The organism is Vibrio sp. JZG120 (assembly GCF_053890955.1).
The window spans coordinates 128,563-142,133 of sequence record NZ_JBSRRK010000010.1; the positions used below are offsets into that span (position 1 = coordinate 128,563).

Annotated in this window: 15 protein-coding genes; 12 read left to right on the plus strand and 3 right to left on the minus strand. The window is 46.1% G+C overall.

Annotated elements, in window-relative coordinates; all coding sequences use genetic code 11:
• The first annotated feature begins 52 nt into the window (after positions 1–52).
• The 11 genes from crl (at position 53) to pgpA (ending at position 9,456) form a co-directional block, all read left to right on the plus strand.
• The gene (gene crl, locus ACWPOD_RS18585; RefSeq protein ID WP_005391414.1) at positions 53–442 is read left to right on the plus strand and encodes a sigma factor-binding protein Crl; all 390 of its coding nucleotides are present in this window, start codon (positions 53–55) and stop codon (positions 440–442) included.
• Between the two features lie 121 nt (positions 443–563).
• On the plus strand, positions 564–1,703 hold the full coding sequence (gene proB / locus ACWPOD_RS18590) for a glutamate 5-kinase (RefSeq protein WP_167426836.1): 1,140 nt from the start codon (positions 564–566) through the stop codon (positions 1,701–1,703).
• Between the two features lie 17 nt (positions 1,704–1,720).
• A complete protein-coding gene (locus ACWPOD_RS18595; RefSeq protein WP_167426835.1) occupies positions 1,721–2,971 on the plus strand; it encodes a glutamate-5-semialdehyde dehydrogenase in 1,251 nt (416 codons plus the stop codon).
• 206 nt (positions 2,972–3,177) lie between these two features.
• On the plus strand, positions 3,178–3,627 hold the full coding sequence (gene nrdR, locus ACWPOD_RS18600) for a transcriptional regulator NrdR (RefSeq protein ID WP_005381578.1): 450 nt from the start codon (positions 3,178–3,180) through the stop codon (positions 3,625–3,627).
• Between the two features lie 7 nt (positions 3,628–3,634).
• Positions 3,635–4,762: a bifunctional diaminohydroxyphosphoribosylaminopyrimidine deaminase/5-amino-6-(5-phosphoribosylamino)uracil reductase RibD gene (ribD, locus tag ACWPOD_RS18605; RefSeq protein WP_167426834.1), complete on the plus strand. Its 1,128-nt coding sequence runs from the start codon at positions 3,635–3,637 to the stop codon at positions 4,760–4,762.
• Between the two features lie 8 nt (positions 4,763–4,770).
• Positions 4,771–5,424, plus strand: a complete 654-nt coding sequence (locus tag ACWPOD_RS18610; RefSeq protein WP_053811835.1) for a riboflavin synthase — start codon at positions 4,771–4,773, stop codon at positions 5,422–5,424.
• A gap of 173 nt (positions 5,425–5,597) precedes the next feature.
• Positions 5,598–6,707, plus strand: coding sequence for a bifunctional 3,4-dihydroxy-2-butanone-4-phosphate synthase/GTP cyclohydrolase II (gene ribBA, locus ACWPOD_RS18615; protein WP_164666669.1), 1,110 nt, complete (start codon positions 5,598–5,600; stop codon positions 6,705–6,707).
• A 169-nt stretch (positions 6,708–6,876) separates the two neighbouring features.
• The gene (gene ribH / locus ACWPOD_RS18620; protein ID WP_005381572.1) at positions 6,877–7,347 is read left to right on the plus strand and encodes a 6,7-dimethyl-8-ribityllumazine synthase; all 471 of its coding nucleotides are present in this window, start codon (positions 6,877–6,879) and stop codon (positions 7,345–7,347) included.
• The gene (gene nusB, locus ACWPOD_RS18625) at positions 7,347–7,814 is read left to right on the plus strand and encodes a transcription antitermination factor NusB (protein WP_005381571.1); all 468 of its coding nucleotides are present in this window, start codon (positions 7,347–7,349) and stop codon (positions 7,812–7,814) included. The genes ribH and nusB overlap by 1 nt, the downstream gene beginning before the upstream one ends.
• A 78-nt stretch (positions 7,815–7,892) precedes the next feature.
• Entirely contained in the window at positions 7,893–8,858 is a 966-nt protein-coding gene (thiL, locus tag ACWPOD_RS18630; RefSeq protein WP_109169997.1) for a thiamine-phosphate kinase, read from the plus strand.
• Positions 8,859–8,949: 91 nt separating this feature from the next.
• Entirely contained in the window at positions 8,950–9,456 is a 507-nt protein-coding gene (pgpA, locus tag ACWPOD_RS18635) for a phosphatidylglycerophosphatase A (RefSeq protein WP_046874310.1), read from the plus strand.
• A 46-nt stretch (positions 9,457–9,502) separates the two neighbouring features.
• On the opposite strand, the gene dxs is transcribed toward pgpA, so the two are convergent.
• The 3 genes from dxs to xseB are packed head-to-tail and all read right to left on the minus strand — an operon-like array spanning position 9,503 to position 12,537.
• The gene (gene dxs / locus ACWPOD_RS18640) at positions 9,503–11,368 is read right to left on the minus strand and encodes a 1-deoxy-D-xylulose-5-phosphate synthase (protein ID WP_047010153.1); all 1,866 of its coding nucleotides are present in this window, start codon (positions 11,366–11,368) and stop codon (positions 9,503–9,505) included.
• Between the two features lie 20 nt (positions 11,369–11,388).
• Complete coding sequence (gene ispA, locus ACWPOD_RS18645; RefSeq protein WP_005391389.1) at positions 11,389–12,273, minus strand: (2E,6E)-farnesyl diphosphate synthase; 885 nt, start codon at positions 12,271–12,273, stop codon at positions 11,389–11,391.
• 21 nt (positions 12,274–12,294) lie between these two features.
• Positions 12,295–12,537 (minus strand): exodeoxyribonuclease VII small subunit, encoded by a 243-nt coding sequence (gene xseB, locus ACWPOD_RS18650; protein ID WP_005381566.1) that lies wholly within the window; start codon positions 12,535–12,537, stop codon positions 12,295–12,297.
• A gap of 263 nt (positions 12,538–12,800) precedes the next feature.
• Here xseB and pomA point away from each other — a divergent pair, with 263 nt between their 5' ends.
• Complete coding sequence (gene pomA, locus ACWPOD_RS18655; protein WP_005381564.1) at positions 12,801–13,562, plus strand: flagellar motor protein PomA; 762 nt, start codon at positions 12,801–12,803, stop codon at positions 13,560–13,562.
• Positions 13,563–13,571: the final 9 nt, after the last annotated feature.

The window sequence follows — 13,571 nt, forward strand, 5'->3', positions numbered from 1 at the left end:
AATAATAATCATTCTTGGGTGTTTACTTTTAACTATGAAAACGGAGATTCATATGTCAGAGACGACTCAGGGCCCGACTCACTTTCGCTTGATGTCAAAGTTGAAGGCGATAGGGCCTTACCTGCGCGAACCACAATCGCAAGAAGGGCGCTATTATTTTGATTGTCTATCTGTTTGTGTAGACGACAAAAAATCGCCTGAGAAGCGTGAATTTTGGGGCTGGTGGATGGATTTAGAATCCATCGAAGGAGGCTTTACTGCCAAATATCATATCGGCAAGTACAACAAAGAAGGGCAATGGGTATCTGAAGCCCTGCCTAAAAAAGCGGTAGAGGAAGTGTATCTGACGCAGAGCACATTCCATCAAAAGCTGGTTGATACTTTAGAAGAACACTTCAAATTAGAAGTCGAATATCACACGGAGTCTTTCGATTTCGCTTAATTTGGTTGTTTTCATTTAATACCAAACAAAAAGGTGCGAAAACGCACCTTTTCTCTTGTTAATTCCCTCTTTGATTGTTAAAACATCCTCTCTTTATTTGTTTTTCACTTCAGAAGACATCATGACAACGAATCAACAAAATGCAGTTGTTTCACAACCACAAACGGTCGTTGTGAAACTGGGTACAAGTGTGCTGACAGGCGGCACTCTGGCACTCGACCGTGCTCACATGGTTGAGTTAGCGCGCCAGTGTGCTGAGCTTAAAAAACAAGGCCATTCAGTGGTAATGGTTTCGTCTGGTGCTATTGCAGCAGGTCGTGAGCACCTTGGTTACCCCGCATTGCCCAACGAGATGGCGAGTAAACAATTACTTGCGGCGGTGGGTCAAAGTCGCTTGATTCAAACATGGGAGTCTTTGTTTGGTATTTACGGCATTAAGATTGGTCAAATGCTACTAACTCGTGCTGATTTAGAAGATCGCGAGCGATTCTTAAACGCACGCGACACCATCAATGCGCTCGTTGCGAACGATATTATTCCTATCGTAAACGAAAATGATGCCGTTGCGACCAGCGAGATTAAAGTGGGCGATAACGACAACCTTTCCGCTTTGGTGGGCATTTTGTGTGGCGCAGATAAGCTCTTGCTTTTAACTGACCAAAAAGGTCTGTTTACTGCTGACCCTCGTAAAGACCCGAACGCAGAGCTGATCAAGGAAGTAAAAACCATCGACGATACGCTGCGTAAAATCGCAGGAGGAAGTGGTACAACATTGGGTACAGGCGGTATGGCAACGAAGCTGCAAGCCGCAGACATCGCTCGCCGCGCTGGTATCGAGGTTATTATTGGTGCCGGTAGTGCACCGAATGTTATCTTTGACTCTTTGAGTGCAGAGCCACAAGGCACACGCTTCCTACCTTGCGCTGAAGCTTTAGAAAACCGTAAACGCTGGATTCTGGCGGGACCTGCGGCATCGGGCGACATCATTATTGATGACGGTGCGGTAAATGCTGTGGTTGGTAAGGGCAGTAGCCTACTGGCTAAAGGGGTAATCAAAGTAAGTGGTGACTTTGCACGAGGCGAAGTGGCGCGTGTAACAAATTCTCACGGTAAGTTGGTGGCTCGTGGCATCAGCGCCTACTCAAGTGATGACCTAACTAAAATTACTGGTAAGCACAGTAAAGATATCATCTCTATTTTGGGGCATGATTATGGCTCTGAGGTGATTCATCGCGATGATTTGGTCGTCATTCAGGAATAGAATTAGAGGGAAGCAAAGTGGATTTAACGAATATGGGTAAAGCTGCTAAAGATGCAGCTTTCGAATTAGCGACAGCGTCAACTGCGCAAAAGAACCAAGCTTTAGCGATCATCGCTGATGAGCTAGAAGCAAACTCCGCTGCTATTTTGGCGGCAAACGCTAAAGACATCGAACTTGGCCGTGAAGCGGGTTTAACCGATGCGCTGCTCGATCGCCTTTTGTTGAATGAAGAACGATTGACTGCAATTGCGAATGATGTTCGCAACGTCATTAGCTTGAACGATCCTGTGGGCAGCGAAATCGACAGTAAGGTACTGGAAAATGGGATGTCATTGTCTCGCCGCCGCGTACCACTGGGTGTTGTGGGCGTAATTTATGAAGCGCGTCCTAACGTGACCATTGATATTGCGGCGCTGTGCTTGAAAACCGGCAACGCAAGCATTTTGCGTGGCGGCAAAGAGACGTTTTTCTCGAATATGGAATTGGTAAAGGTTATTCAGTCTGCGCTAGCAAAGGCGAACCTTCCTGCCGCTTCGGTTCAGTACATTGAAAAGCCAGATCGTGAGCTAGTCTCTCAACTGCTTAAACTGGACGATTACGTCGACATGATCATTCCACGCGGTGGTGCTGGCCTACACAAAATGTGTAAAGAAAACAGCACGATTCCGGTGATTATTGGCGGCTTTGGTATCAGCCATATCTTTGTCGACGAATCCGCTGATCTAGAGAAATCCCTGAATGTGGTTGAGAACTCTAAAGTTCAACGTCCATCTGCGTGTAACTCATTAGATACGCTGCTCGTGCATGAAAAAATTGCAGCACAGTTTCTGCCAATGATCGTTGAGCGTATGGACGAAAAAGTGACGTTCGTGGCAGAGCCAAAAGCAAAAGAACTCATGGAGCAAGCGAAACAAGTTCGCGATGCTGTTGAAGGTGACTTTGATACGGAATGGTTGAGCTACACCCTTGGTGTAAAAGTCGTGTCTGATGTGAAAGATGCAATTGATCATATGCGTGTTCATAACGCGAGCCACTCAGATGCGATCATGACCAATAGTTTGGAAAACTCAGAACTGTTCATCAATTCTGCCGGTTCTGCGGCGGTTTATGTGAATGCTTCAACGCGCTTTACAGACGGTGCGCAATTTGGCCTTGGCGCAGAAGTCGCAGTATCCACGCAAAAGCTACATGCCCGTGGTCCAATGGGCTTAGAAGAGCTAACTAGCTACAAGTGGGTTGGTAAAGCGAATTACTTAGCACGCAGTTAACACATTCAACGAGATCTTGAGTGAAAAAGGGGCCTTTGGGCCCCTTTTTGTTTTGTCTAACATACCAATTCCGCTACACTACATGAGCTTTTATTTCGGTTTGAAAGCGTTATACCCAAATAGCTTTAATAGAGTCCGCATAACTATGAACGCGTGGTTAGCCGTGATTGCTCATGAGGTTATTTGGGTATAGATATGGAGGTGATATGCATTGTCCTTTTTGTTCCGAGAACGATACCAAAGTTATTGATTCCCGCTTAGTGGCTGATGGCCATCAAGTTCGACGTCGCCGTCAGTGCTTGGCGTGTAGCGAGCGTTTTACTACGTTTGAAAGCGCAGAGTTAGTGATGCCTAAAGTGATCAAATCGAATGGCAACCGTGAACCATTTGATGAAGATAAAATGGTTGGCGGTATTCAGCGCGCATTAGAGAAACGCCCAGTGAGTGCTGATTCTATAGAGTTAGCGATCAGCATGATCAAATCACAATTGCGTGCGACGGGTGAACGAGAGGTTCCGAGTGAAATGATTGGTAATTTAGTCATGGACCAACTCAAAGAACTCGACAAGGTCGCTTATATCCGTTTCGCCTCAGTTTACCGCAGCTTTGAAGACATTCGCGAGTTTGGCGAAGAGATTGCCCGCCTAGAAGACTGAGTAGCTCATGACTCAACATACTCCTGAAAGAGCGTTTTCTGATTTAGATTTCGCCATGATGTCACGAGCTATTAAGTTAGCGAGACGTGGCATTTATACCACAGCCCCAAATCCAAATGTGGGGTGCGTCATCGTTCGTGATGAAGAAATTGTTGGTGAGGGCTATCACCACCGCGCTGGTGAGCCGCATGCCGAAGTGCACGCGATGCGCATGGCGGGTGAAAAAGCAGTTGGTGCAACCGCTTATGTGACGCTCGAACCTTGCTCTCATTACGGCCGTACGCCGCCATGTGCTGAAGGGCTAATCAAAGCCAAAGTGGCACGTGTGGTTTGCGCAATGGTAGACCCAAACCCTAAAGTTGCGGGGCGGGGCATCCAGATGTTGCGTGATGCCGGAGTTGAAGTACAAATTGGCTTGTTAGAGCAAGATGCCCTTGCCCTTAACCCTGGTTTTATAAAGTACATGCGTACAGGCATGCCGTTTGTTCAATTAAAAATGGCAGCCAGCTTGGATGGGCAAAGCGCGCTCAGTAATGGGCAGAGCCAATGGATCACCTCCCCAGCGGCCCGCCAAGATGTGCAGCGTTATCGAGCAATGAGTGGTGGCATTCTTTCTACTAGCAAAACGGTGATTGATGATAATGCGTCACTCAATGTGCGTTGGGATGACTTACCTACCAGTGTTCAAGCGCAGTATTTACGAGAAGAACTTCGTCAACCAGTACGTGTAATCTTAGACCGTCAGAACCATTTAACGGATGCGCTCAAGCTGTTCCACACCGATGGAGAGCGAGTTATTGTTAGCCCAGATGGAGACTGTATCCCTCTATTGGACAGCGCTGACCAAATTGACTTATCAACAACATTAAAGCGTATCTCGGATGAGCACCACATCAATCACTTATGGGTTGAAGCTGGAGCTACGCTAGCGAGTGCGATGATAAAGGCTAATCTTGTAGATGAGCTCATTGTTTACCTTGCGCCAAAACTCATGGGCAGCGATGGTCGGGGGCTTATCGGTGCTTTAGGATTAAGCGCTATGGCTGACGTCATAGATTTAAACATTACAGACGTTCGTATGGTTGGGGTAGACATTCGCATCACCGCCACCATAAAACGTAATGAACTTAGATAAGAAATAGTATGTTTACAGGAATAGTAGAAGCAGTTGGCAAGTTAGCTGCGATTACGCCGAAGGGCGAAGACATCACCGTCACGGTTGAAACGGGGACGCTTGATATGTCAGACGTTAAGTTAGGCGATAGCATTGCGACCAATGGTGTTTGCTTAACGGTAGTTGACTTCGGAAGCCACTATTACAGTGCTGATCTGTCATTAGAAACCTTGAAGAAAACTGGGTTTGCCGAATACCAAGTGGGCGATAAGGTGAATCTAGAAAAAGCCATGTTACCAACAACGCGATTGGGTGGACATATCGTTTCTGGCCATGTCGATGGGGTTGGTGAAATTGTCGAACGTAATTTAGTTGGCCGTGCGATAGAGTTTTGGGTTGCAATGCCTGCGGAAATTAGCAAGTACGTCGCAGAGAAAGGCTCGATTACAGTTGATGGTATTAGCCTAACCGTCAACGACTTACGTAAAAATGCTTTTAAGCTGACGATCGTTCCTCATACGAGTGAAGAAACTACGATTGACCAGTTTCAAGTGGGGCGCAAAGTCAACTTAGAAGTTGATGTACTTGCGCGTTATATGGAGCGTTTACTGCAAGGACAGCAAGAAGATAAGGCCGAGTCTCGTATCACGATGGACTTTTTACAGCAAAACGGTTTTGCATAAGTCTTGGGAGTGGCTGCGTGAGGCATGCGATAAAGAGCAGACTCACAGAACACCGCGAGATTCATTGACTTGCTTGATGCAAAGCTCAAACTATTGACCTAACTAGCATTCACTGCAACGTGATTTTTCATTGCTGTCGCAATAACAAATTTAGAATAACGGGATAACAGACTATGCCAATCAGTACGCCACAAGAAATTATTGATGATATTCGCGCAGGCAAAATGGTCATCCTAATGGATGATGAAGACCGCGAGAATGAAGGTGACTTGATCATGGCTGCCGAGCATATTACGCCGGAAGCCATCAACTTTATGGCAACCTACGGCCGTGGCCTGATTTGTTTAACCATGACCAAAGATCGTTGCGAAAGCCTAGGTCTGCCACCAATGGTGCAAGACAATAATGCGCAATACACAACCAACTTTACCGTTTCTATTGAGGCGGCAGAAGGGGTAACGACGGGTATTTCAGCAGCGGATCGCGCACGCACGGTTCAAGCGGCAGTCGCGCCAAACGCCAAAGCTGCGGATTTGGTACAGCCTGGTCATATCTTCCCGCTCGCGGCCCAAGATGGCGGTGTACTGACTCGCGCAGGTCACACTGAAGCGGGCTGTGATTTGGCTCGCCTTGCTGGTTTAGAGCCTGCATCGGTGATTGTTGAGATCTTAAATGACGACGGCACCATGGCTCGTCGCCCTGATCTAGAGGTCTTTGCAGAGAAGCACGGTATTAAATTGGGCACTATTGCCGACCTAATTGAGTACCGCAATAACACTGAGACAACGATTGAACGTGTGGCAGAGTGCAAGTTACCGACAGAGTTTGGCGAGTTCACGTTAGTCACGTACAAGGACACCATTGATAACCAAGTGCACTACGCAATGTGCAAGGGCGATTTGAAAGAAAAAGCGCCACTGGTTCGCGTACATCTTCAAGACGTTTTTACCGACTTACTACGTAGCGATCGTAATGCAGAGCGTAGCTGGACACTAGATAAGGCAATGAAACGCATTGGTGAAGAAGGCGGTGTGCTGGTTGTTCTTGGCCATGAAGAATCGACTGATCTACTTATTCATCGCGTGAAGATGTTTGAAGCGCAAGACAAAGGTGAAGCACCAACGCTTGCTAAAAAACAAGGCACGTCTCGCCGTGTTGGTGTGGGGTCACAGATTCTTGCGGATCTCGGTGTACATGATATGCGCCTTCTGTCATCGACCAACAAAAAGTACCACGCATTAGGTGGTTTTGGTCTGAACGTGGTTGAGTACGTCTGCGAGTAACAACCGAACAATAAGTTCCTAGTCTTTTACGCACTCAACTCGTCAATGGCTAGGAACCGGTGATTTGCCTCCAATTTCCATTAGATATTGCTCACAAATTTGTGCTAGAATCCGGCGATTCTCACTTGATGAACATATTTCACTTATAAATAGAGTTAAAGGAAAGCTTATGAAAGTGATCGAGGGTGGCTTCCCAGCGCCAAATGCAAAAATTGCTATCGTTATTTCTCGTTTCAACAGTTTTATTAACGAAAGCCTACTTTCTGGTGCGATCGATACACTAAAGCGTCACGGACAAGTAAGCGAAGACAACATCACGGTTGTGCGTTGTCCAGGTGCCGTAGAACTACCTCTAGTAGCTCAGCGTGTTGCTAAAACTGGCAAATTCGACGCTATTGTTTCTCTAGGGTCTGTTATTCGCGGTGGAACGCCTCACTTTGACTATGTTTGTAGTGAAATGAACAAAGGTCTAGCACAAGTGTCTATGGAATTCAGCATTCCAGTAGCATTTGGTGTTTTGACTGTTGATACGATCGATCAAGCGATTGAACGCGCAGGAACCAAGGCTGGTAATAAAGGTGCAGAGGCTGCACTAAGCGCACTTGAAATGATTAATGTACTATCTGAAATTGATTCCTAATGGGGGCCAGTGTGAAACCAGCCGCACGTCGTAACGCACGTCAATTCGCTCTACAGGCGATCTACTCATGGCAAATTACTAAAGAGAATGTTGCCAAGATTGAAGAACAGTTTTTGTCTGGCGACAAATACGATGAAGAAGAACTTCATGCATCTGAGCCAGCGCTTGCTGCTCCAGAAACAGACGTAGCTTACTTCCGTGAACTACTAAGCGGTGTTGTACTTAGCCACGCTGAGCTAGATAGCAAAATTCGTCCATACATCTCTCGTCCTATGCAGGATTTAGATATGATGGAACTTGCTCTTCTTCGCCTTGCTATGTACGAGATGACTCGTCGCGAAGATGTTCCTTACAAAGTTGTTATCAATGAAGCGATTGAACTTGCAAAAGTCTTCGCAGCAGAAGATAGCCACAAGTTTGTGAACGGTGTACTTGATAAAGCAGCACCTCACATTCGTAAGAAATAACGATTTCTTCAATGAAAAGGTCAGCACATGCTGACCTTTTTTGTATCAAAAGCTTTTACATCAAAAAGTAAGTGAATTATGTCTGGTGAATTTAATCTGATAGACAAATACTTCGTCGGTCGTCAGAGCCAACGTAAAGATGTCCATCTAGCGGCTGGTGATGATTGTGCTTTGGTCAAAGCGCCAGCTAATGTTCAGATTGCGATTAGCACGGATACATTGGTAGCTGGAACGCATTTCTTAGCCGACGCGAACCCAGCATGGGTCGCACACAAAGCATTGGCTTCTAACATCAGTGATTTGGCTGCGATGGGCGCAACGCCTGCGTGGGTGAGCTTTGCATTAACGATGCCCGAGCCAGATGAAGAATGGCTTGCACCTTTCTGTGATGCATTTTTCGAACTGGCTGATTACTATGGTATCCAGTTAATAGGCGGTGACACCACCAAAGGGCCATTGTGTCTGACACTAACGGTGCAAGGTTTTGTACCTGAAGACAAAGCGCTCACGAGATCCGGCGCAAAGCCTGGGGATTGGGTATACGTAACGGGAAACCTTGGCGATGCAAAAGCTGGCTTGGATGTGATTCTAGATGACTCTCTGCGCAGCAGAGTCGGTGCGGAAGCACTAGAGCGAGCTCATTACCTTAGTTCTCCGCGTGTGCTTGCTGGACAAGCTCTTGTTGGCTTAGCCTCGTCGGCGATAGATATTTCAGATGGTTTAATCTCTGATATTAAGCACATTTTACAGCGATCTCAGGTTGGGGTGAGTATTGATGTCTCTCAGCTACCGATCTCTTCAGAATTAGTCCAGTTTTTAGATGATAAGATCAGCGCGCAGCAGTATGCTTTAGCAAGTGGCGAAGAATACGAGTTGTGTTTTACCGTGCCGGAGCAAAATCGAGGCTCGTTACAAAGCGCTTTATCTCATACTGGCTGTAAGGTCACATGTATTGGTCAAATCCGACCAAATGGAACCTTCGAGCTGCATGATAACAATCAACCACTTGATTGGGACTTAAGTGGCTTCGACCACTTTAAATGATCTGAGCTAAGCTCTAGCCAAGAGCCTGTTACTATTGAGCAGCTCACAGGCATGACGATTGAAACCAAACTAGCAGTATAGGTTTAAGGATATGACCAACCCTCTTTCTCTGATTTCATTAAAGAACCCGTGGCATCTATTGGCGACGGGTTTTGGCAGCGGATTATCCCCGTTTATCCCAGGAACAATGGGCACATTGGCGGCCGTGCCCTTCTTTTTGTTGTTGGCGCAATTGCCATTTACGGCGTATGTCATTGTTGTTCTGATTTCGTGTGTGATCGGCATTCAAATCTGCCAAGTGACGTCTGCAGACATGAAAGTACATGATCATGGTTCAATCGTATGGGATGAATTTGCGGGTTTTTGGATTACGATGGGTATCGTCCCTGCGTTAAATATTCCGTTGACCGAGTGGAAGTGGTTGCTCACTGGCTTCATCCTGTTCCGTTTTTTCGACATGGTAAAACCGTGGCCAATTGGGTGGCTAGATAAGCGAGTTCACGGTGGGCTGGGTATTATGGTTGATGATATCGTGGCGGGAATTATGGCTGGTGTTGCCCTGTTTCTAGTCGCAAAATACGCTGGCTGGATGAATTAAACGCTGGACATAAAAAAGGGATGCCATGAGCATCCCTTTTTAAATTCTATTTTGCTAAATAATCCAAGATGGATTTTTCAATCCCTTTTGCATCGAGACCAAGCTCTTCATGCAGTTCATCTTGTGTTCCTTGATGAATAAACTCATCGGGTAAGCCTAGGTTTAAGACTGGCTTAATGATTTTATCTTTCATCATAAACTCAACGACACCTGCACCTGCACCACCTGCGATAACATTTTCTTCTAACGTCACGAGCACGTCATGATCTGCGGCTAATTGACGAATTAATGCTTCATCGAGCGGCTTCACAAAGCGCATATCAGCAACAGTGGCGTTAAGGTATTCTGCCGCTTCTAACGCGTTACCCAAGAAAGTACCAAAGTTCAGAATAGCAACTTTTTCACCTTGGCGAACCATGCGTCCTTTACCGATTTCTAAAGCCGTAAACTCAGTTTCGATTTCTACGCCCATCCCGCTACCGCGAGGGTATCGAACCGCACTAGGGCCAGTATGTTTATGGCCAGTGTAAAGCATTTGTCGACATTCGTTTTCGTCACTTGGCGCCATGATCACCATGTTCGGAATACAGCGCATAAAGCTTAGATCGAATGCGCCTTGGTGAGTTTGGCCATCTGCACCAACGAGACCTGCACGGTCGATAGCGAACATTACTGGTAAATCCATGATCGCGATATCGTGGATCAGTTGGTCATAACCACGTTGCAAGAAAGTCGAATAGATAGCAACGATTGGATGATCGCCCGCAATTGCCATACCTGTTGCAAGTGTCACAGCGTGTTGCTCAGCAATCGCCACGTCAAAGTATTGGTCTGGATATTCTTTTGAGAAACGTACCATACCAGAGCCTTCGCGCATTGCTGGCGTAATTGCCATTAGCTTAGGATCTTGGGCCGCCATATCACATAAAAAGTCACCAAAGATCTTTGAGTAAGTTGGCTTACCGCCACTGCTTTTCGGTAGACAGTTATGCGTTGGATCGAATTTAGGAACACCGTGGTAGCCGATAGGATCTTTCTCGGCAGGCTCATAACCTTTGCCTTTCTTGGTCATGATGTGCAGGAACTGAGGACCTTTGAGCTCACGCATGTTTTTTAGCGTTTTGACGAGTTCATTGACGTCGTGCCCATCAATCGGACCAATGTAATTAAAGCCGAACTCTTCGAACAGAGTACCAGGCACTACCATGCCTTTGAGGTGCTCTTCCGTACGGCGAACCAACTCTTTAATAGGTGGAACACCAGACAGCACTTTCTTACCGCCTTCACGGATAGAAGTGTACAAGCTGCCAGAAAGTACCTTAGCAAGGTGGTTATTCAGCGCGCCTACGTTTTCTGAAATCGACATTTCGTTGTCGTTCAAAATCACCAACATATCAGGATGAACGTCGCCAGCGTGGTTCATGGCTTCGAATGCCATGCCTGCTGTAATTGCGCCATCGCCAATCACACTGACAATTTTACGACCTTTGCCTTCTTTTTGTGCGCTGATGGCCATGCCAAGACCTGCACTAATCGATGTCGAAGAGTGACCGACAGATAAGGTGTCATATTCACTTTCTTCACGCCAAGGGAAAGGGTGTAGACCATCCTTTTGGCGAATTGTTGGCATTTTATCGCGACGACCGGTGAGGATTTTATGCGGGTAAGCCTGATGACCAACATCCCAGATCAATTTGTCGATAGGGGTGTTGTAAACATAATGCAGAGCGACAGTTAGCTCCACGGTGCCTAAGCCAGACGCTAAGTGTCCGCTAGATTGGCTCACTGAATTTAGCAGATACGTTCGCAGTTCATCACACAGATTTGGTAATGTTTCTTTCGGAAGGAGACGTAATTCTTCCGGTGTATTTGCTAACGCCAGTGTTGGGTACTTTGAAATATCAAGAGTCATATAAATGCGCGCTTATAGTGTTAATTTTTGCGCTCGATGACATATCGGGCGAACTCTTCGAGTAACTGAGTATTGTATGGGATAGCTTCCAATGCTTGAAGTGCTTCCTGTAACAGAGTGTGAGCTTTCTCTATGGCTCCCTCTAAACCCAGCAGGGAAGGATAAGTGCTCTTATTCAGACCTTGGTCGGAACCTTGAGGCTTACCCAGTGTTTCTGTGTCACTGATGATATCAAGAATATCGTCTTGAACCTGAAACGCCAAACCAATTGCTTTTGAGTAGCGCTCCAAGTGAGGTAGAACCTCGATACCTTTCTCACCAGCAGCTAATGCACCTAATTTTACCGCACAATCAATCAGAGCTCCGGTTTTTTTACGGTGTATCTCTTCCATTTCTTCAAGAGAAACTTGGCGATTTTCTGCGCCTAAATCTAAAGCTTGTCCAACACACATGCCGTTGGCGCCAGAAGAATGCGCCAACGCTTTGATCATGTTGATGCGTTGAGTCTCGGCTGCCGGGTTTAATTGACCATCGGCAATAATGGTGAAGGCGAGAGTTTGTAGTGCATCACCTGTCAGTATTGCGGTTGCTTCATCAAACTTAATATGACAAGTTGGTTGACCTCGACGCAGTTCATCATCGTCCATGGCTGGCAGATCATCATGAATGAGTGAGTAGGCATGTATACATTCGATAGCAGCGGCAGGAGTGTCTAAGTCTTCAGGTTTACAGCCGAGCATTTGACCTGTGATGTAAACAAGAAAAGGGCGAACGCGTTTTCCACCTAGCAAAAGGCCGTATTTCATTGCTTGAATCAATGGCTGCTCTTGATATGGAAGCTGATCGAGCCACAAGTTCAATTGCTGATTGTTTCTTTGTTGAAAAGACGTCAATGTCTGTTGCATCACATTGCTCACTACTGATGGTTATTCTGAATCTGGTTTGAAGTCACTCAGTGGTGCTTCATCATCTTCGCTAAGAAGAATACTTACGCGCTGTTCGGCGTCGCTAAGTTTAGTTTGGCCGGCACGAGCTAAGGCAATGCCTCGTTCAAACTTACGTAGAGCATCATCTAGGGCAAGATCGCCATTTTCTAATTGATCAACCAAGCTATCAAGCTCTTCAATGGTTGCTTCGAAGGTCATGTTTTCTGGTTTCTTGACCGCCATCTTTTTTCTGCCTTAATCAAGCCTTGGAGAAGATGCACGAAAGTTACCTTAGCCTAGTAACTTGGTCAAATTTAACCTTATATAATTGTCACAAAATTAGCGTTAAACGAGCCTAAGCGCTGAAACCCCATATTTTGGTTAAGGTTGTTAAGTCTAATTTGTGATCCATTAGCTAAGATTTTTCTAAAAATTCTGCGCGAGTTGTCGATACAGGTAATAATCCGCCCAATGGCAGTATTTGAGTATAGCGAGAGGAGTGCTTTGTGGATTTAGCAACCCTATTAGGTTTGATTGGTGGTTTTGCATTCGTCATTATGGCGATGGTGCTTGGTGGCAGCATCGGCATGTTTGTCGATGTCACGTCGATCCTTATTGTCGTTGGTGGCTCAATATTTGTAGTACTAATGAAGTTCACAATGGGACAGTTCTTTGGTGCAACAAAGATCGCAGGCAAAGCCTTCATGTTTAAAGCGGATGAACCGGAAGACTTGATCGCAAAAATTGTGGAAATGGCCGATGCGGCACGTAAAGGTGGTTTTCTTGCTCTTGAAGAGATGGAAATTAATAACACTTTTATGCAAAAAGGCATTGATTTGCTTGTTGATGGCCATGATGCCGACGTGGTAAGAGCAGCCTTAAAAAAAGACATCGCGCTTACGGATGAACGACATACTCAAGGCACTGGCGTATTTCGCGCCTTTGGTGACGTTGCCCCTGCAATGGGGATGATTGGTACCTTGGTTGGCTTAGTCGCAATGCTTTCGAACATGGATGACCCAAAAGCGATTGGACCAGCAATGGCGGTTGCGCTCTTAACCACATTGTATGGCGCGATCCTGTCCAACATGGTGTTTTTCCCTATTGCAGATAAGCTTTCTCTGCGCCGTGACCAAGAAACGCTAAACCGCCGTTTGATCATGGATGGTGTATTAGCGATTCAAGATGGTCAAAACCCGCGAGTGATTGATAGCTACTTGAAGAACTACCTCAACGAAGGTAAACGTGCCCTTGAGATTGACGAGTAACTTGGAGAG

Excerpts from the sequence above, each read along its gene's own strand:
- crl (WP_005391414.1), top strand. The coding sequence starts at position 53 with ATGTCAGAGACGACTCAGGGCCCGACTCACTTTCGCTTGATGTCAAAG.
- proB (WP_167426836.1), top strand. The coding sequence starts at position 564 with ATGACAACGAATCAACAAAATGCAGTTGTTTCACAACCACAAACGGTC.
- nrdR (WP_005381578.1), top strand. The coding sequence starts at position 3,178 with ATGCATTGTCCTTTTTGTTCCGAGAACGATACCAAAGTTATTGATTCC.
- ribD (WP_167426834.1), top strand. The coding sequence starts at position 3,635 with ATGACTCAACATACTCCTGAAAGAGCGTTTTCTGATTTAGATTTCGCC.
- ACWPOD_RS18610 (WP_053811835.1), top strand. The coding sequence starts at position 4,771 with ATGTTTACAGGAATAGTAGAAGCAGTTGGCAAGTTAGCTGCGATTACG.
- ribBA (WP_164666669.1), top strand. The coding sequence starts at position 5,598 with ATGCCAATCAGTACGCCACAAGAAATTATTGATGATATTCGCGCAGGC.
- ribH (WP_005381572.1), top strand. The coding sequence starts at position 6,877 with ATGAAAGTGATCGAGGGTGGCTTCCCAGCGCCAAATGCAAAAATTGCT.
- nusB (WP_005381571.1), top strand. The coding sequence starts at position 7,347 with ATGGGGGCCAGTGTGAAACCAGCCGCACGTCGTAACGCACGTCAATTC.
- thiL (WP_109169997.1), top strand. The coding sequence starts at position 7,893 with ATGTCTGGTGAATTTAATCTGATAGACAAATACTTCGTCGGTCGTCAG.
- pgpA (WP_046874310.1), top strand. The coding sequence starts at position 8,950 with ATGACCAACCCTCTTTCTCTGATTTCATTAAAGAACCCGTGGCATCTA.
- dxs (WP_047010153.1), bottom strand. The coding sequence starts at position 11,368 with ATGACTCTTGATATTTCAAAGTACCCAACACTGGCGTTAGCAAATACA.
- ispA (WP_005391389.1), bottom strand. The coding sequence starts at position 12,273 with ATGCAACAGACATTGACGTCTTTTCAACAAAGAAACAATCAGCAATTG.
- xseB (WP_005381566.1), bottom strand. The coding sequence starts at position 12,537 with ATGGCGGTCAAGAAACCAGAAAACATGACCTTCGAAGCAACCATTGAA.